18 protein-coding genes are annotated in these 17,203 nt (G+C 39.3%); 4 read left to right on the top strand and 14 right to left on the bottom strand.

Going from position 1 to position 17,203, the window contains the following annotated elements:
• Positions 1 to 5 precede the first annotated feature (5 nt).
• The 3 genes from BLS33_RS08605 to BLS33_RS08595 all read left to right on the top strand — a co-directional run bounded on the left by BLS33_RS08605 (position 6) and on the right by BLS33_RS08595 (position 3,426).
• Positions 6 to 641, top strand: coding sequence for a nitroreductase family protein (locus BLS33_RS08605; RefSeq protein WP_089887473.1), 636 nt, complete (start codon positions 6 to 8; stop codon positions 639 to 641).
• A gap of 36 nt (positions 642 to 677) precedes the next feature.
• Positions 678 to 1,871 carry a DegT/DnrJ/EryC1/StrS family aminotransferase gene (locus BLS33_RS08600; RefSeq protein WP_089887471.1) on the top strand — a complete coding sequence of 398 codons (1,194 nt, stop codon included), beginning with the start codon at positions 678 to 680 and terminating at the stop codon, positions 1,869 to 1,871.
• A 151-nt stretch (positions 1,872 to 2,022) separates the two neighbouring features.
• Entirely contained in the window at positions 2,023 to 3,426 is a 1,404-nt protein-coding gene (locus BLS33_RS08595; protein ID WP_089888153.1) for an alpha/beta hydrolase family protein, read from the top strand.
• 16 nt (positions 3,427 to 3,442) lie between these two features.
• On the opposite strand, the gene ribB is transcribed toward BLS33_RS08595, so the two are convergent.
• The 11 genes from ribB to nhaC form a co-directional block, all read right to left on the bottom strand.
• On the bottom strand, positions 3,443 to 4,585 hold the full coding sequence (gene ribB / locus BLS33_RS08590; protein WP_089887468.1) for a 3,4-dihydroxy-2-butanone-4-phosphate synthase: 1,143 nt from the start codon (positions 4,583 to 4,585) through the stop codon (positions 3,443 to 3,445).
• Positions 4,582 to 6,027: an LptF/LptG family permease gene (locus tag BLS33_RS08585; protein WP_245731339.1), complete on the bottom strand. Its 1,446-nt coding sequence runs from the start codon at positions 6,025 to 6,027 to the stop codon at positions 4,582 to 4,584. Before BLS33_RS08585 ends, ribB begins: the two co-directional genes overlap by 4 nt.
• A 73-nt stretch (positions 6,028 to 6,100) precedes the next feature.
• Complete coding sequence (locus BLS33_RS08580; protein WP_089887466.1) at positions 6,101 to 6,745, bottom strand: outer membrane lipoprotein periplasmic chaperone LolA1; 645 nt, start codon at positions 6,743 to 6,745, stop codon at positions 6,101 to 6,103.
• Positions 6,746 to 6,765: 20 nt separating this feature from the next.
• The gene (locus BLS33_RS08575; protein WP_089887465.1) at positions 6,766 to 9,138 is read right to left on the bottom strand and encodes an FtsK/SpoIIIE family DNA translocase; all 2,373 of its coding nucleotides are present in this window, start codon (positions 9,136 to 9,138) and stop codon (positions 6,766 to 6,768) included.
• A gap of 62 nt (positions 9,139 to 9,200) precedes the next feature.
• Positions 9,201 to 9,566: a diacylglycerol kinase gene (locus tag BLS33_RS08570; RefSeq protein ID WP_089887464.1), complete on the bottom strand. Its 366-nt coding sequence runs from the start codon at positions 9,564 to 9,566 to the stop codon at positions 9,201 to 9,203.
• The gene (tpx, locus tag BLS33_RS08565) at positions 9,559 to 10,065 is read right to left on the bottom strand and encodes a thiol peroxidase (protein ID WP_089888150.1); all 507 of its coding nucleotides are present in this window, start codon (positions 10,063 to 10,065) and stop codon (positions 9,559 to 9,561) included. Before tpx ends, BLS33_RS08570 begins: the two co-directional genes overlap by 8 nt.
• 257 nt (positions 10,066 to 10,322) lie before the next feature.
• A complete protein-coding gene (locus BLS33_RS08560; RefSeq protein ID WP_089887463.1) occupies positions 10,323 to 10,580 on the bottom strand; it encodes a DUF6952 family protein in 258 nt (85 codons plus the stop codon).
• On the bottom strand, positions 10,561 to 10,875 hold the full coding sequence (locus BLS33_RS08555; RefSeq protein WP_089887462.1) for a thioredoxin family protein: 315 nt from the start codon (positions 10,873 to 10,875) through the stop codon (positions 10,561 to 10,563). Before BLS33_RS08555 ends, BLS33_RS08560 begins: the two co-directional genes overlap by 20 nt.
• A 111-nt stretch (positions 10,876 to 10,986) precedes the next feature.
• Entirely contained in the window at positions 10,987 to 11,631 is a 645-nt protein-coding gene (locus BLS33_RS08550; RefSeq protein ID WP_089887460.1) for a peroxiredoxin, read from the bottom strand.
• 209 nt (positions 11,632 to 11,840) lie between these two features.
• On the bottom strand, positions 11,841 to 12,395 hold the full coding sequence (locus BLS33_RS08545) for a hypothetical protein (protein ID WP_089887458.1): 555 nt from the start codon (positions 12,393 to 12,395) through the stop codon (positions 11,841 to 11,843).
• Between the two features lie 148 nt (positions 12,396 to 12,543).
• Positions 12,544 to 14,034, bottom strand: coding sequence for a Na+/H+ antiporter NhaC (nhaC, locus tag BLS33_RS08540; RefSeq protein WP_089887455.1), 1,491 nt, complete (start codon positions 14,032 to 14,034; stop codon positions 12,544 to 12,546).
• Between the two features lie 166 nt (positions 14,035 to 14,200).
• Here nhaC and lpdA point away from each other — a divergent pair, with 166 nt between their 5' ends.
• Entirely contained in the window at positions 14,201 to 15,607 is a 1,407-nt protein-coding gene (gene lpdA / locus BLS33_RS08535) for a dihydrolipoyl dehydrogenase (protein ID WP_089887452.1), read from the top strand.
• A 90-nt stretch (positions 15,608 to 15,697) separates the two neighbouring features.
• Here the strand turns inward: lpdA and BLS33_RS08530 are convergent, their stop codons facing one another.
• The 3 genes from BLS33_RS08530 to BLS33_RS08520 all read right to left on the bottom strand — a co-directional run bounded on the left by BLS33_RS08530 (position 15,698) and on the right by BLS33_RS08520 (position 17,167).
• Positions 15,698 to 16,123 (bottom strand): DUF1801 domain-containing protein, encoded by a 426-nt coding sequence (locus BLS33_RS08530; RefSeq protein ID WP_089887449.1) that lies wholly within the window; start codon positions 16,121 to 16,123, stop codon positions 15,698 to 15,700.
• Positions 16,124 to 16,220: 97 nt separating this feature from the next.
• The gene (locus tag BLS33_RS08525; protein ID WP_089887446.1) at positions 16,221 to 16,604 is read right to left on the bottom strand and encodes an acyl-CoA thioesterase; all 384 of its coding nucleotides are present in this window, start codon (positions 16,602 to 16,604) and stop codon (positions 16,221 to 16,223) included.
• Entirely contained in the window at positions 16,601 to 17,167 is a 567-nt protein-coding gene (locus BLS33_RS08520) for a PAS domain-containing protein (protein ID WP_089887443.1), read from the bottom strand. The genes BLS33_RS08525 and BLS33_RS08520 overlap by 4 nt, the downstream gene beginning before the upstream one ends.
• Between the last annotated feature and the right edge of the window lie 36 nt (positions 17,168 to 17,203).

Here is a 17,203-nt window from a genome sequence, read left to right as displayed (position 1 = left end):
AGTATATGCACGACAGTATCGAACATCTGAAATGGCGCTATGCGGTCAAAAAATTTGATTCCGAGAAAGTACTGTCGTCCGAGGATATCAGAAAATTAAAGCAGGCATTCAATCTTACGGCTACTTCTTACGGACTACAGCCCATAAAATTGGTGGTCTTAAGAAATAAAAAGATTCAAAAGCAACTTGTTTCCCATTCTTTTAATCAGCAACAAGTGGCTCAAGCATCACACGTTCTCATCATTTGTATTGAGAATCGTGTTGACGATGAATACATTGCTGGTTATTTTGATCAGATAAAAAAAGTCCGCGGAACCAGCGATGAAATATTGAATCCGTTTAAAGAGGCACTAGTAGCCGATTTTTCCAATAAAAAGGTGGAAGAAATACGGCAATGGAGTATTAATCAGGCCTATTTGGCCATGGGAAACCTACTGACCATATGCGCCCTTGAAAAAATTGATTCTTGTCCGATGGAAGGTTTTGAATCGGAATCATACGATAAAATATTGGATTTAAAGAAAAGAGGTTTGACTTCCGTATTGGTGCTTCCGGTCGGTTATAGGGCCTCCGACGATATGTTTTCCGAATTTAAAAAAGTAAGAAGAAATATCGATGATAGTATTATCGATATTCTTTAAAAATTATTTTCAGCCAACAACCAACAATAACTATTTATGCCAGGATTTGAACTTTTTGGAGATAAAGAAAAAGCACAAGTAAACGAGGTACTCGATTCTACCGTTTTAATGCGCTACGGCTTTGATGGCATGAGAAATGGCCACTGGAAGGCTGTTGAGCTTGAAAAAGCTTTATCACAACGAATGCAAGTCGATTACGCACAACTGGTCAGTAGTGGTACGGCAGCCTTGACGGTAGCTTTGGCCGTTGCGGGAGTAGGAGCAGGAGACGAAGTGATTATCCCCACCTTTACCTTTGTAGCCAGTTTTGAGTCCATTCTTGCCATTGGTGCGGTACCCATTCTGGTTGATGTCGATGATACGCTGACCTTAAATCCGAAAGCTGTTGAAAATGCCATTACCGAACGAACACGGGTAGTTATGCCCGTACATATGTGTGGTTCGATGGCTGATCTTGCAGCATTGAAATCCATTTGCGAAAAGCACAATCTACTTTTGTTGGAAGATGCTTGTCAGGCGATTGGCGGCACTTTTAATAAGAAGCCTTTGGGGAGTTATGGCGATTTGGGTGTTTTTTCCTTCGATTATGTAAAAACGATTACCTGCGGGGAAGGTGGTGCGATTATTACCAACAATAAGAAATTTTACAAAAATGCCGACCATTATTCCGATCATGGGCATGACCACGTGGGAAAGGATAGGGGAGCGGAAACCCATCCATTTTTAGGGTACAATTACAGAATATCTGAATTGCATGCGGCTGTAGGACTGGCACAATTGGCCCGCTTAGATGAGTTTTTATCCATCCAAAAAAGGAATTATTCCATACTAAGAACGGTTTTGGAAGATATTTCTGAAGTTAGTTTTAGACGAGTTCCTAAAGGAGGAATTGAAAACTATTCTTTTCTCAGTTTCTTTTTGCCTTCAATGGCCTTGGCGGAAGAAGTACACGCTGCAATGGGTGATGAAGGTGTTGATGGCTGTTTTTACTGGTTTCATAACAATTGGCATTATTACCGGAAGTGGGAACATTTAACCGAAAGGAAATCTTTGGGGAAATTACCAAAAGAAACTCTTGAGGGACTTCAAGATTTAGAAACTTGTGATTTTTCGCAATCTGACCATTGGGTTGGGCGTAATATCTCTTGTTTGATTAAATTGGGATGGAGTGAAAACGAAATGCGACAACGGGCGGAAAAAATTGCACAAATCATCAAGAAGAGCTTGTAATCTTCGGGTATTTCTTTTGCGTTTAGCGCTGTTTTCGGAAATAAATATTGGAATACGTGTAATATTTCCAACATTCCTGTAACTGATAGAGTAGATGCTTTCATGGAATAGGAGCAAAACTCTAGAAATGTTAATCCAAAAACCCACAGTGATGATAAAAGGTACACTAACCACATTACTAACTTTTGTAATTGTTTTTACATCGGTTGCACAAGACATTACAGGGCAATGGAACGGCTTATTGGAAATTCCTGGAAACCCCTTGCGTCTTGTTCTTCATATTGTTGAATCCGATACGGGTTATACTTCGACTTTGGACAGTCCCGATCAAGGTGCTTTAGGTATTCCTGTGAATTCCACTAGTTTTGAAGATTCCAAACTAAACATAGCCATAACCGCCTTGGGGCTTGTATATACTGCCAATCTTAAAGGAGAAAAATTGGAAGGTACTTTTACGCAAGGCGGATTTTCTCTGCCGCTGGAATTATCAAGGGAGGCGATTGAAAAACCTAAGGTCAACCGTCCGCAAGAACCAAAAGAACCCTACTCATACTACTCCGAAGAAGTTAACTTTTCCAATACATCGGCCGAAATCGTTTTGGCGGGAACCTTAACATTGCCCAAAGCAACGGGTACCTATCCGGTTGTGATTATGATTACCGGAAGTGGTCCGCAAAACCGAAATGAAGAACTGGCCGGCCATAAACCTTTTCTAGTCATTTCCGATTATTTGACTAAAAACGGGATTGGGGTATTGCGCTATGATGACCGCGGTGCCGGAGAGTCTACCGGGGATTTTACAACTGCAACTTCGGTCGATTTTGCTTCAGATGTACAAAGTGCCATCGCTTATCTAAAAACAAGAAAGAAGGTCGATAAGCATAATATTGGTTTGATCGGACATAGTGAAGGTGGAATAATAGCACCAATGGTTGCTGTTCAATCTAAAGATGTCAAGTTTATCGTTCTAATGGCTGGAACTGGAATACCGGGTAGTGAATTATTGTCCATACAAGGAAGGTTGATAGCAAAGGCCATGGGAAAATCAGATGTTGAAATAAAAAAATCAGCTGAGATTCGGGATAAAATGATTAGTATGGCCGTTGCTTCAGATAATATACAGACCTTGAAGGATGATTTGAATACTTATCTTGTTGCTGAAACCCAAAATGAGGAATCGAGTACTTGGGTTCCTGAAAGTGTTGATACCGAACAGTTTATAAAGGCTCAAATAGATTTTATGGCTACCCCATGGATGGTCTATTTACTAAGGCATGATCCTGCAAATGTACTTGAAAAGGTAAATTGTCCAGTTTTGGCTATAAATGGTGATAAAGACCTGCAGGTACCTGCTAAAGAAAATTTGGAGGCAATAGCCAAAGCATTAAAAAAAGGGGGTAATAAAAATGTAACCTTAAAGATGTTGCCTGGCTTGAACCATTTATTTCAAGAAAGCGAGACGGGATCACCTACTGAATATGCAGCGATTGAACAGACTTTTTCACCTATGGCGTTAAAGGAAATCTCAAATTGGATTTTACAACAGGTCGAATAGTACTTTGGCCAAACTTTTAATATCCGACATAATCGACAATCTCTAATCCATACCCTACAATACCTACACGTTTGGTTTGTGGTGAATTGGACAAGAGACGCATTTTTACAATGCCGAGATCATGTAGAATTTGGGCGCCGATACCAAAATCTTTTGCATCCATGTCAATTTTCGGTGCCTTAAAGATGCCTTGTTTTTGTAACTCCTTTAATTCCGCTAAGCGCGATAAAAGATTAAGTGATTCGGAATCTTGATTGATAAAGACAATAGCTCCTTTTCCTTCTTTGTTGATCGCTTGGAACATATCATCCAATTTTTTATCGGGATTATTGGTGAGGGTTCCTAAAATATCATTGTTGACCAAGGTAGAATTTATACGAGTCAAAATCTTTTCATCTTTTTTCCAGCTTCCTTTGGTCAAAGCGATATGCACATGATTGTTGGTCGTCTGTTTATACGCACGCAACCTAAAATCGCCAAATAGCGTTGTAATTTCAAAATCGGCCTCTTTTTCGATCAAACTATCATGTTCCATGCGATAGGCAATAAGGTCTTCAATGGAAACAATTTTTAAATCGAACTTTTTGGCGACTTCGATAAGTTGGGGTAGGCGAGCCATGCTACCATCTTCATTCATGATTTCAACAATGATTCCCGCAGGCTGCAAACCGGCTAATCGCGCAAAATCTATTGCAGCTTCGGTATGGCCCGTGCGTCTCAAGACCCCGCCTTCCTTTGCAATAAGGGGAAAGACATGCCCTGGGCGCATTAAATCCTGGGGCTTGATATCCGGTCCGGTCAATGCTTGTACCGTTTTTGCCCGATCGGAAGCAGAAATCCCTGTAGTTACCCCATTGCCCCGTAAATCTACAGAAACCGTAAAAGCAGTTTCCAGTGGGTCGGTATTATTGGTGACCATCATATGAAGCCCTAGATCGCGACAACGACCTTCGGTAAGCGGAGCACAAATCAATCCTTTGCCATGTGTGGCCATAAAATTCACCATTTCGGGCGTGGCGAGTTCAGCCGCGGCCAAAAAATCACCTTCATTCTCTCGGTTTTCATCATCGACCACAATAATGACCTCGCCATTACGAATAGCTTCAATAGCTTCCTCTATTGTATGTAACGCTATTTTTTTTTCCACTTTTGTTATCATACCATCTCCTTTTTATCCTTCTTTGGAAACTTCCTTTTAATAAAGTCAATTACATTTCCAAAACTCATTAGTCCTTTATCGGCCGTAGCCCTTCTTGTTAGAAATACTCCCAAAGGTAACATTATCAGCGTAGATAACCATGCGCCCAATATGGGATGTATGTTACCTTCCTTGGCGTAATTACCTGCAAAAACTCCTATGAAATAATAAGTAAGAAAGAGAACAATGGCAATAACCATGGGCAACCCCATGCCTCCTTTACGAATTATAGCTCCTAGTGGTGCACCCACAAAAAACAGAATAACACAGGAGAGCGCCAAAGCATATTTTTTATGTAAAGAGAGAATATGCATGTTGTATATCTTATAACGCTTCGATAACTCCTCTTTTTTCCCTTGAATCGAAGTCAAAATGTTCGATACCGACGTTTTAGCTGAGTTCACAACTTGAGTTTTTTGCCAATCTTGAAACAGGTCTTCTATATTTTTTATAGGTTTTTGACCACCCGTTTCGACGGAATCTGCCAATTGTGTAGAAGCCAAGGCAGTCGTGTCTTTTTTGATTTCTTTGTTCTTTTGTGCAAGACTATCTACCCTGTCGATTTTTGGTACTGGAACAAAGGCACCCATTCTATTGGAAATATTTTTCGAGAACGCACCAACAATTTTTAGATTGTCGTTTTTAAGTGAATCAATATCTTGTATTAACCTTGAAACGTTCTTCATTTTATCGGTTCGTACATTACGCTCTTCCTCAAGATCGACATCACTGAAATCGGGCACCTCGATATTCATAGTGTATTCTTCGAAATTTGCCTTGGCAAAAGGGTATTGACGCTTTTCATTATTCGATTTGGTGGTAATATCCTCATAATAATGCCCCTCTTTCAATACCAATTGAATAATATCGGAAGCTTCGCTACTAATTAATTCTCCAGATTTGGACTTGATAACCACCCGGTTTATATTATTCGCTTTTTGATGGATGATCACGTTATCTAAAAAACGGTCTTGTTCGCCGTATTTATTGTCGACTTTGATGTTCATTCCTTCAAAGTCGCTAAATACACCTTCCTCGATAGCTACGGCCGGTTTCACCTTGGCAATATTCCGTCGCATATTATAGATTTTTTGTTCCGATGCAGGAATTACGCTATTGGCGAAATAGAAAGTAACCCCTCCTAAAAAAATAATAAATACGATAAGGCTTAGCATGGCACGCTGTAATGAAATACCTGACGCCTTCATGGCTGCGAATTCATAATTTTCGGCAAAGGTTCCGAAGGTCAAAATTGAAGAAAGCAAAACCGTTAAGGGTAAAACTTTTTCGGTAAGGTTCGGCATCAAATAGAAAAGAAACTTTCCGATAATAACAATATCGAGACCTTTTCCCGCTAAATCATCTATAAAAAGCCAAATCGTTTGAAATATGAAGATGAACATCAATATTACAAACGAGCTGAAAAAATTAAATAGAAATCTCGATAAAATATACCGGTCTAATATTCTCAATGGTCTAATTTCTTATAATGTAGTAGCCTGATTTCTTGTACTTGTCTTCATCAAAAGTAAATAAGGTTTTCGACAAAGGCTGATCCGTTTTAAAAGAATTAACAGTAATCGTAGTGGTGGTGCCATTTTGGCCCGTTTCGATAAGTTTGTAGATGTGTTTGGTCTCGGCATCGATACCTAACAATATAGATTTTATTTCAGTATCAGTATCGATAGGAATCAATTTGACATATTGTATTTTTCTACCCTGAACATTTTGTAGTATATCCCATTCGTACGTATGACCTTGCTTATAAAAAGTGAGCATTTTAGAAGGGGAAACCGTATTTTCATCTTCGACAAGATCTTCAATGGTAACTTCTTCATTTTCAGGTACAATACGATAGACCTTTTTTCCGTCATATAATTGTTGGGCACCCATATAATTGAAGAGATATTTATCCCCCTCCATAGTGACATCGCCACGGGTTTCTTGATTTATACCGGCTTCGACATTGTTCAATACGTATTTAAAGTCAATAGTAACATTGTCATAGCTCTGCACCTTGTTATATACATCGTCTAAAAGCGCTTCGGCCTTATCTGAATTTTGGGCAAAGGAGCTACTAAAGATTAAAACCAAAAGTAGTACTAGGTAATATTTTTTCATTTTATAATTATTAATGCCTTTTATCGGCCTTCATTATTCAATAATTGATCTAGCGCAACCAAATCGGGTACCAGAACCTGTCTTGCTTTACTGCCTTCGAAAGGACCTACGATTCCTGCCGCTTCCAACTGGTCAACAATTCGGCCTGCACGATTGTATCCCAATTTCAACTTTCGTTGTATTAAGGAGGCCGATCCTTGCTGTGCTATAACGATAACTTCGGCGGCATCTCGAAACATAGCATCACGATCAGATATATTATAATCAATACTTGTGCCAGAATCTTCGCCTACATATTCAGGAAGTTCGTACGCCTGCGGATAGGCTCTCTGTGAGCCGATATATTCAGTGATTTTAGCAACTTCAGGGGTGTCAACAAAGGCACATTGAATTCGGGTGACATCATTGCCTTGGGTATACAGCATGTCACCACGACCAATCAACTGGTCGGCACCCTGCGCATCAAGAATAGTTCTAGAATCTATTTTCGAAGTAACCCTAAAAGCGATTCTAGCGGGGAAGTTAGCTTTTATAATACCGGTTATTACATTAACTGACGGTCGCTGCGTGGCTATGATCAAATGAATTCCGATCGCTCGGGCCAACTGTGCCAATCGAGCAATAGGTGTTTCTACTTCTTTTCCGGCAGTCATGATAAGGTCGGCAAACTCATCGATTACCAAAACAATATAGGGTAAAAATTTATGTCCGTCATTCGGATTCAATTTTCGCGCCTTGAACTTGGTATTGTATTCCTTGAGGTTACGAACCATGGCATGTTTCAACAATTCATAGCGGTTGTCCATCTCGATACAAAGCGAGTTCAATGTATGTATTACTTTGGTGTTATCGGTAATAATGGCTTCCTCGGAGTCGGGTAATTTTGCCAAAAAGTGTCGTTCAATTTTATTGTAAAGTGTCAATTCTACTTTTTTGGGATCTACCAAGATAAACTTGACTTCGGCAGGATGTTTTTTATACAGGAGGGAAGTCAGTACGGCATTCAAGCCGACCGATTTACCCTGACCAGTTGCCCCGGCCATAAGCATGTGTGGCATTTTGGCAAGATCGACAACGAATGTCTCGTTGCTAATCGTTTTTCCAAAGGCAATGGGCAATTCCATTTCAGCTTTTTGAAATTTACTGGAAGCAATAACGGAGCGCATTGAAACCGTTGTGGCATTCTTGTTCGGCACTTCGATACCAATGGTTCCCTTGCCAGGTATAGGCGCGATAATTCGAATACCAAGCGCGGCTAAAGACAAGGCGATATCATCTTCTAGGTTCTTTATTTTCGATATGCGTACTCCTGCTTCAGGTACGATTTCGTAAAGGGTTACCGTTGGACCAATTGTGGCCTTGATCTGCGCAATACCAATCTTGTAGTTCTTTAAGGTATCGACAATCTTGTTCTTATTGTCCTCAAGTTCTTCTTGATTGATGGTAATGCTTCCTGAAACTCCGTGCTGGTCTAAAAGTTCTATGGTCGGAAATTTGTAGTTGCCCAACTCAAGCGTAGGGTCAAACTCTCCGAAATCATCTACCAGCTTACTAGCCATATTATCGACCTCCTCTTTTTCTTCGACGATTTTTTCAACTTCCATCGACAAATCTTTCTCGACTTCTTCCTCTATGGGCATAGTCACCTCAAAATCATCTTTGACCGATTCTTGCTCTAAATGTGGAATATTTTCTTTGTGCGTGTAGGTATCTATGATTACCGGAATTTCTTCTTCAGTTTCAACTGATGTGAACTTGTCGTTGGGACCTTCCTTTTTATCTTTTTTAAATTCGGAAGACAATGCCGTTCTTTTCTTATTGAAGTATATACCGATATCCTCGGGCGAGAATTTGAACAACCGAACCAAGATAAAAACCAATCCGAATAACAAAAGTAGGAGTACACCTATCTTTCCGGCATAATCTTGAAGAAAATCATTCATTTCATAACCGACCAATCCGCCCCACAAAGGGTTGTCATAGGCAAAGAAACCCAAGGCGATGGAAAGCCATAAAATAAATACCAATCCCCATATCCATTTTTTGAGCAACCCTTTTTTCTCAATACCAAGAAACATATAAAGCCCGGTGAGGCACATCAAAAACGGAAGGACGAATGACGCCAAACCGAACCCTTTGTACATAAAAAAGTGACTGACACTTGCTCCGAATTTGTTAAGTAAATTTTTTGCCTCTGCATTTCTATTGGCGAATTCAGTGAGCATGCTCTGATCATCTTGCCATGTAAAATAGAAGGAAACAAAGGAAAAGAAAAGTGCGATACTGAGTAGCACCAAAAGGCTTCCCACTATTATCTTATTTTGTTTTGACATGCTAAAACCCATGCCCTTTTTAACCGTTTTAGGCTTTGGTTTTCGTACCTTCTTTGCCATGAAATCTTTTATTCTGGGGGCTAAATTACAAATTTACAGTCGAAGGCGGTGAGATTTATACTTCAAAAAATCTTAGGAAAGTAAATGATAACTCCAATAATACTGGCGGCAATAGATACCAACATTACAGCACCGGCAGAAATATCTTTGATGAAGCCTATTTTTTCATCAAATTCAGGCTGTATATAATCGGCAATTTTTTCGACAGCGGTATTTATTCCCTCGATTCCCATAACCAGACCAATAGCAAAAATTTGGAGTATCCATTCGGTGGCAGAGAGGTTATAGAAAAACCCTGCAGCGGTAACGATAATAGCAATACCCACCTGAACCTTGATACTTGCTTCGGTGCGAATCAAAAGTAGGGCCCCGCGTAAAGCGAAACCCACACTTCTTATTCTATTTTTTGCAAAAGATTCCTTAGGCATCCATCAATGCTTCTAGAGCGGCCTTGTAGTTGGGCTCGTCCACAGTTTCAGGAACTTGTTCGCTATAAATTACTTCGCCGTTCTCATTAAGAACAACTACCGACCGTGATAATAACGATTGCAACGGACCATCGGAAAACTCCACTTGGTAAGACTTTCCAAAAGAACCATCTTTAAAATCAGATAGCATTTCAACATTGGTTATTCCCTCAGCACCACAAAAACGAGCTTGAGCGAAAGGAAGATCTTTAGAGATGCACAAAACAACAGTATTGTCTAATTCTGCGGCTTCTTCATTGAATTGTCGCACTGATTGGGCACAAGTTCCGGTATCAACACTTGGAAATATATTAAGCACGACTTTTTTACCTTGGTAGTCAGCTAATGAAGCAGATGAGAGATCCGTTTTTGTTAAACTGAAATTGGGAGCCTTACTTTTGTTTGCTGGTAAGTTTCCTAATGTATGTATTGTATTTCCTTTAAGCGTTACTGTTGCCATGATGTTCATTTTTAAGTTGACCGTGAAATTAAAAAATATAAAGGTTATATGTTAGTCGCCATCATGATTTTTTATCCGCTTTTTTTACATCTGACATCCAGTGCGTTTTAGCCTTTGTTTTAAGATCAGGCCAACCCCATCAAAACCGGATGATAACCATCAAATAGATTAAAAAGAAAAAACAGCCTATTTTGAGGTTACTTTATAGTATTCAAATATGCAAATGAGGATTTATCTAAACTCACTAAAAAACGGTACTAGGTGTCTATAGAACCTGTTACGCGTTTCATGAATTCATTCAATGCTTCTTTTTTGGGTTGTCCGTCTTTTATAGCTTTATGTACTTCTAAAGCCCCGTACATATTGGAAATCAGCTCCCCGATAACATCAAGTTCCTCATCTTTTAGAGAAGACACTTCGGTAAGATCTTCAAGCGTTTCAATAGTTTCTACAACGAAATCTTCATCGTTATTTTCTATAAAATTCGTTAAATGCTTAATTACTGGTAACTTCATTGATCAGCTCTTTTAAAACATCATACTTGTTTGTCTGTACTTGATTTTTGAATTTCCCATTAGTAAAGGCAGCAAAGGTAGGCAGGTTATCAACTTTTGCCATTTTCCGGGACTCCGGGAACTTCTCGGCATCGGCTATGATAAAAGTAATATCTTCATGTGTTGCCGCCTCTTTTTTGAATTTTGGTTTCATGATGCGGCAATTACCACACCAACCGGCCGAATACTGGACTACAACATTTTTGTTTGTCTCAATGATTTCCTGTAAATTATCTTGTTCTAGTTCTAATATCATTAGTATACGCTTTAATAATTTCTACGTGGTGCAACGAGGCAATTGAAAGATTTATTCCAGCAATTGCTTCGTTCACTCACATCTTTTAAACTTTGCATTGTTATTCGCTAATTAGTTAGCGTGTGTAGAAAGGTAACTGGCAACACCTGATCTGTCGGCCGTCATGGCATCTTTACCTTCCTCCCAGTTTGCGGGGCATACTTCACCTTTTTCCTGTACATGGGTGTACGCATCGATCAAACGTAAAAATTCATTTACGTTTCTACCTAATGGCATGTGGTTAATGCCCTCGTGAAAGACAGTTCCTTCTTCATCGATAAGATAAGTAGCTCTATAGGTTACATTATCACCTTCTACAGTAACAACTCCGGTTTCTTCATTGTATTCTTCATCAGTGATGTCTAAAATACCTAAGGTAGAAGCCAAATTTCTATTGCTGTCTGCTAGTATAGGGTATGTTACACCTTCAATGCCGCCATTGTCCTTGGCAGTGCTCAACCAAGCAAAGTGAACTTCGGCTGTATCGCAAGAAGCTCCGATAATTACTGTATTTCTTTTTTCAAACTCACCAAGGGCCGCTTGAAAAGCGTGCAGCTCCGTGGGGCATACGAACGTAAAGTCTTTTGGATACCAGAACAAGATTACTTTTTTATTGTTCTTTTGGGCTTCTTCCAAGACATTAATTTTGAAAGTGTCGCCTAAATCGTTCATGGCGTTTACACTTAAATTGGGGAATTTTTTTCCTACAAATGACATATTATAACTCTTTTTTAAGGGTTGTTTCTATCACAAAATTAGGGCTTCTAAATGGCTAGAAAAGCATTAGGTATTTAAAAAAACGATAGCAGCATAACTATTACAAATAGCACAGTCCCACGGATACGTTTCTTGTGTTATCATTAAAAAACAGCCCTTAATTTTGCTGGTTTCTAATTTTTTTATATTAAAAATTACGAGGTGTGTTTTTAAACTTTTTGAGTAGAAATTGCATGTGACCTATTCTTTTTTTCATTCCCTTCATTTTCCAATGGGACTACTTGGAAATTGTATTTTTCCAAGAATTCCTTTTGAAGGGAGTCCATATGTTTTCTCATTTTTTTCCAATCTGAAAAATCGTCATTAAATCGATTATGAAAGAATTCCTCATCAAAAAAATCATTTTGGAAAAAGTCTTCTGCAAAGAGAGAATCATTATTAAAAAAATCAGGTAACGTTCGGTTTCCGCTGATAGTTCCGAATCTCTTATAAATGCTATTGAACATTTGATTTAGACTATCAATATTATGCTTTCCAATGGTGTTGGGTCCGTCTGAAGAGGACGACCATGAGTATATGGAATCATAACGAATCAGATTACCGTGTTCGTCAACTTCTTTATTGACCCTCCAAGACCCTTTTGGTTTTGTTTGTGCCAATTCTTTTTCCTTGTTTTCTTGTTTGGACTCAAGATTGTTTTTTTCTTGAGCGTGGCACGAGGTAGCTAAAATCGCCACCAACGAAAGTAAGATGTACTTTTTCATTTTTGACCAATTTTATAATTCAATTTTTTGGCCACAAATAAAATGCCAATCCTTTTTATAAAGTGCTGGATGTCAGGTTAAAAGTGTGTTAAAATTCTTTTACCCAATACTTCACCGATAGGGTGATAACAAATTAGTAGTTGTATTGCTATTCGCTCTTCGAAGAGGAGGCCAATTGCTTTATTTTAATGCCCAAAGCCGCAAATAGCAACGTCATTATTGGACTTAGCCAGTTGAAAATCGCATACATAAAATAGTCGGCCACACTGACTCCTAACACTCCGCTGTGATACGCACCACAAGTATTCCATGGAATCAAAACGGATGTTACTGTACCTGAATCTTCGAGGGTACGACTTAAATTTTCAGGGGCCAACCCGCGGTCTTTATAAGCTTTGGCAAACATTTTTCCTGGTACGACGATTGCCAGGTATTGGTCGGAAGCAGTTATGTTCAAGGCTAAACAGCTCCCTACGGTACTGGCAAACAAGCCAAAAGTAGTTTTGGCCATTGCGAGAAGGCTTTTTGTAATACGGGACAAGGCCCCTATGCCATCCATGATGCCACCGAAAACCATAGCACATAGAATTAGCCAAATAGTACCCAGCATACCGTTCATGCCCTTGGAAGAAAAAAGTTTGGCCAGGGATTCATTTTCCGTTGGTATCGAAGTTTCAAGGGTAATGGCATTTAATATTCCCTTATACCCCGATTCAAAATCAAGTTTATTGGACCCGGTCAATCCTGCTACGATTTCGGGTTGAAATATTAGCGCAAATATGGCCCCTAAGAGCGTTCCTATTAATAAAGCAGCTAAGGGAGGAGTCCTTTTTACAATTAAAAAAATGACCATAACCGGAACTAAAAACAACCATCCGTTTATATTGAAAGTGGTGTCTATGCTTGATAGAATTGCTTCGGTATCTGCCGTTCCATTGGTGTCCAAAGAAAACCCTATGACGATAAATATCAGTAGTGTTACCAAAATGGTAGGTACCGTGGTGATTGTCATATACTTAATGTGATCGAAAAGCTCACCTCCCGCCATTGCCGGAGCCAAATTGGTCGTGTCACTTAGCGGTGACATTTTGTCTCCAAAGTAGGCTCCCGAAAGAACAGCTCCAGCTGTCATCCCAAGGGAAATACCAAGTGCTTCGCCTATTCCTATCAATGCGATACCTACAGTTGCCGAAGTGGTCCAACTACTTCCTGTGGCAATCGATATTATAGAACATATTATGACACAGGCTGCCAAAAAAATAGTGGGATTCAAAATTTGAAGCCCGTAATAAATCATTGCCGGAATAATACCACTGATCAACCAAGTACCCGCTAAGGCACCCACCATTAAAAGAATAAGTAGGGCCCCAGTTGTCGATTTTACATTCTCGGCAACCTCGGCAATCATTTGTTTGTAAGAAACTTTGTTTAAAAAACCTACAATGGCAGCTACAGCGCCACCCAAAAGAAGAATAAACTGATTCGAGCCACTTATGGCATCATCTCCAAAAACGTATACATTATAGGCCAACATGGCTACAAGGGCAATAACCGGAATCAATGCCTCCCAAATTCTCAACTCCCTATTTTCAACGATATGCTCGTCTTGACGGTATTTGGGTCCCTTTTTGCCTTTCATGCATTTTGGTTTAACATTCTGGTAATATTACGATTTTGCCATCTGTTCTGCAAACGGTCATGTACGTATATCGAATCTGCGACCAAAGCCTGTATCTTTATCTTTACGGTCTATTGTTAACCGAAAAATAGTGTTAATTTTGTTACTTTAATTAAACAAAAATTTTATGAGTTCATACGATGTGGCCATTATTGGCTCAGGACCTGGAGGATATGTAGCAGCGATTCGATGTGCACAACTGGGCATGAAAACGGCGATTATTGAAAAATATAGCACCTTAGGAGGTACATGCCTTAACGTAGGATGTATTCCGTCAAAGGCGCTATTAGACTCTAGTCATCATTATGAAGATGCAATAAAGCACTTTGAAGAACACGGAATTGATATCCCGGGGGAAATAAAGGTGAATCTTGAGCAAATGATTTCCCGTAAACAATCCGTAGTTGATCAAACTACAAAGGGTATCCAGTTTTTGATGGATAAAAATAAAATCGATGTTTTTGAAGGATTGGGCAGCTTTTCCGATAGCACCCATATCAATATTAAAAAGAATGATGGTAAGGTTGAAACCATTGAGGCTAAAAATACCATTATAGCAACAGGATCTAAACCGTCTACTTTGCCTTTTATAAAATTGGACAAAGAAAGGGTTATTACATCTACAGAAGCTTTAAAACTGAAAGAGATCCCGAAACATTTGATTGTTATTGGTGGCGGGGTTATTGGTTTGGAACTTGGACAGGTATATAAGCGTTTGGGAGCAGAGGTGACCGTTATTGAGTTTATGGATCGCATTATTCCTGGGATGGATGGTGCGCTTTCCAAAGAGTTGATGAAAGTGATGAAAAAGCAAAAGGTGAAGTTCAGCCTCTCGCACAAAGTAAAGTCCGTTGAACGAAAAGGCGATGAGGTCATAGTGAAAGCCGATGATAAAAAGGGACAAGAAGTTGAATTTAAAGGAGATTACTGTTTGGTCTCCGTAGGTCGTCATGCATATACCGAAGGATTGAATCTTGATGCTGCAGGTGTACAATTGGAAGAAAGGGGCAAAATTGCGGTAAATGAGCATTTACAAACCAATATTTCGAATATCTATGCTATTGGCGATGTTATCAAAGGCGCTATGTTAGCTCATAAAGCAGAAGAGGAAGGTGCCTTGGTTGCCGAGCAATTGGCCGGACAAAAACCACATATAGATTATAATTTGATTCCTGGGGTGGTTTATACGTGGCCCGAAGTTGCCGCCGTTGGTAAGACCGAGGAAGAATTAAAGGAAGCAGGAGTGGATTATAAGGTAGGTCAATTTCCCATGCGAGCTTTGGGTCGCGCCCGTGCTAGTATGGATACTGATGGCTTTGTGAAAATATTAGCCGATACCAAAACCGATGAGGTTCTGGGAATACATATGATCGGGGCGCGAGTAGCTGATTTAATCGCGGAAGGAGTAACGGCTATGGAGTTCCGTGCTTCGGCAGAAGATATTTCGCGCATGAGTCATGCCCACCCCACCTATGCCGAAGCAGTGAAAGAGGCGGCCTTGGCAGCAACCGATGATCGAGCGTTGCATGTTTAATTATTAAACGATATAATTATAATTACCGTATTTTTTAATATAAAAGCCCCATAATAGGGGCTTTTTTGTATTCTTTGCTTAAGCACTTTTTCAACCTTTGGCACCAAGTAAAGGCAACTGCTTTATTTTATGGTAATTCAAGGCCAACGAAATACAATGCTTTAGTTCTTCTTCGGGTATTTGATCATCGATTTTAAAAACAATGGCCCGGTTTCCCTCAAAATCAAATTTATCTTTATAAAGTAACTTAAATGTAGGTACTAATTTAGATGTACATTTAAAATAGATGGCAAATTGGTCGGGTTTTTTTACTTTCCAATCCATGCGCACGGTGCTTCCGTATTTCGTTAAATAGCTGGGCTCTCCCCATTTCAGCGTCTCTTCGAGTTTTTCAAGTCCTTCAAGTTCTTCAGCTACTTTTAGCACCAATGTTCTTAGATAAAGCAACTTCTCCTGTACGGTAGACGGATAGTTATTAAAAACTGCTGTGGCCTTGGGGTCGGTTGTTAGTTTCATAAACTATGGTGTTGAGGTTAAATAGCTGGTATTGCACTTTATGTACTTAAGTATGGTTAATATAAATGAAGTTTTATAGTCATTTTAATACCATTGCTCACAGTATCTTAGTGGGTTGCTTGTTTTCATCGATAGCTACAAAAGTAAATTCACCCGATACTGCTTTTTCTCTGAACGAAGAATACATTTCCTCCACAAAAATGTCGACCCTCACTTTTAAACTCGTATTACCTATATGGCTTATTTTTCCAGAAAGTTCAATGATTGTACCTGCAGGAATCGCTTTTTTAAAATCAATTTTATCGCTGCTGACCGTAACCATTTGTTGTCTGCCAAAACGTGTAGCTGTTATAAATGCCGTTTCATCCATGAGTTGCATGGCGGTACCGCCAAAAAGTGTGTCATAATGATTGGTAGTGTTGGGGAATACAGCTTTGAATATAGTTGTTTTTGAATTTTCAATACGTTGTTCAATCGTCATACGGCTACTTTTTCCAGAGCTAAAAAATGAGTTGTTGAATGGTCGAATAGGGGGAATACTTTGATCTCACAGGAGTAGGGCGTACTATCTTTTTTATAATTTATCAGCACTTCTGTAAAAGGTGTTTTGCTATTTAATTTTGTTGAGATTCTTTTTTTTGCTTTTGAACTGGTGTCCGGACCCTGTAAAAAATCAGGAGTGTTGTTCAGGGCCTCGATTTTGGAATAGCCTGTCATCTCTGTAAAGCCATCATTGACCCATATTATTTTTTGTTCGATATCTGTAATTACAAGCGCTTCAAACTTGCTCTTGTCAAAAATGGCGTCGATATCGTTTTTCCAGCCTAGCTTATTTGCCATCTCTTTAATCTTACGAATGTCTTGTTCCCTTTTCAGTTCTATTAGACTATTGAAGTAATTTTCGCCGTAAATATCCCAACTTAAGAGGGGTGTTTTTTTAAAATTTTGAGGACTTATTAGTGGTCTGACTTTAAAATATTCCGTTTTGCTTAGAGCGGAAAGATAAATGTCTAATGACATCATTTGAGATAGATTGTGCTTCATAATTTTTAGATTGCCGTTTCTGTAAACGATATTGCC

The organism is Kriegella aquimaris, assembly GCF_900103215.1.
Lineage (GTDB): Bacteria > Bacteroidota > Bacteroidia > Flavobacteriales > Flavobacteriaceae > Kriegella > Kriegella aquimaris.
Note: the sequence above shows the minus strand (reverse complement) of the source record. Positions and strands in the feature narration are given on the sequence as shown.

What these genes read in the sequence shown, in the direction of transcription:
- BLS33_RS08520 (WP_089887443.1), bottom strand. Translation starts at nt 17,167, where the DNA reads ATGAAGCACAATCTATCTCAAATGATGTCATTAGACATTTATCTTTCC.
- tpx (WP_089888150.1), bottom strand. Translation starts at nt 10,065, where the DNA reads ATGGCAACAGTAACGCTTAAAGGAAATACAATACATACATTAGGAAAC.
- BLS33_RS08605 (WP_089887473.1), top strand. Translation starts at nt 6, where the DNA reads ATGCACGACAGTATCGAACATCTGAAATGGCGCTATGCGGTCAAAAAA.
- lpdA (WP_089887452.1), top strand. Translation starts at nt 14,201, where the DNA reads ATGAGTTCATACGATGTGGCCATTATTGGCTCAGGACCTGGAGGATAT.
- BLS33_RS08570 (WP_089887464.1), bottom strand. Translation starts at nt 9,566, where the DNA reads ATGCCTAAGGAATCTTTTGCAAAAAATAGAATAAGAAGTGTGGGTTTC.
- BLS33_RS08555 (WP_089887462.1), bottom strand. Translation starts at nt 10,875, where the DNA reads ATGATATTAGAACTAGAACAAGATAATTTACAGGAAATCATTGAGACA.
- nhaC (WP_089887455.1), bottom strand. Translation starts at nt 14,034, where the DNA reads ATGAAAGGCAAAAAGGGACCCAAATACCGTCAAGACGAGCATATCGTT.
- ribB (WP_089887468.1), bottom strand. Translation starts at nt 4,585, where the DNA reads ATGATAACAAAAGTGGAAAAAAAAATAGCGTTACATACAATAGAGGAA.
- BLS33_RS08595 (WP_089888153.1), top strand. Translation starts at nt 2,023, where the DNA reads ATGATAAAAGGTACACTAACCACATTACTAACTTTTGTAATTGTTTTT.
- BLS33_RS08585 (WP_245731339.1), bottom strand. Translation starts at nt 6,027, where the DNA reads ATGTTCATCTTCATATTTCAAACGATTTGGCTTTTTATAGATGATTTA.
- BLS33_RS08575 (WP_089887465.1), bottom strand. Translation starts at nt 9,138, where the DNA reads ATGGCAAAGAAGGTACGAAAACCAAAGCCTAAAACGGTTAAAAAGGGC.
- BLS33_RS08530 (WP_089887449.1), bottom strand. Translation starts at nt 16,123, where the DNA reads ATGAAACTAACAACCGACCCCAAGGCCACAGCAGTTTTTAATAACTAT.
- BLS33_RS08550 (WP_089887460.1), bottom strand. Translation starts at nt 11,631, where the DNA reads ATGTCATTTGTAGGAAAAAAATTCCCCAATTTAAGTGTAAACGCCATG.
- BLS33_RS08580 (WP_089887466.1), bottom strand. Translation starts at nt 6,745, where the DNA reads ATGAAAAAATATTACCTAGTACTACTTTTGGTTTTAATCTTTAGTAGC.
- BLS33_RS08600 (WP_089887471.1), top strand. Translation starts at nt 678, where the DNA reads ATGCCAGGATTTGAACTTTTTGGAGATAAAGAAAAAGCACAAGTAAAC.
- BLS33_RS08560 (WP_089887463.1), bottom strand. Translation starts at nt 10,580, where the DNA reads ATGAAGTTACCAGTAATTAAGCATTTAACGAATTTTATAGAAAATAAC.
- BLS33_RS08525 (WP_089887446.1), bottom strand. Translation starts at nt 16,604, where the DNA reads ATGACGATTGAACAACGTATTGAAAATTCAAAAACAACTATATTCAAA.
- BLS33_RS08545 (WP_089887458.1), bottom strand. Translation starts at nt 12,395, where the DNA reads ATGAAAAAGTACATCTTACTTTCGTTGGTGGCGATTTTAGCTACCTCG.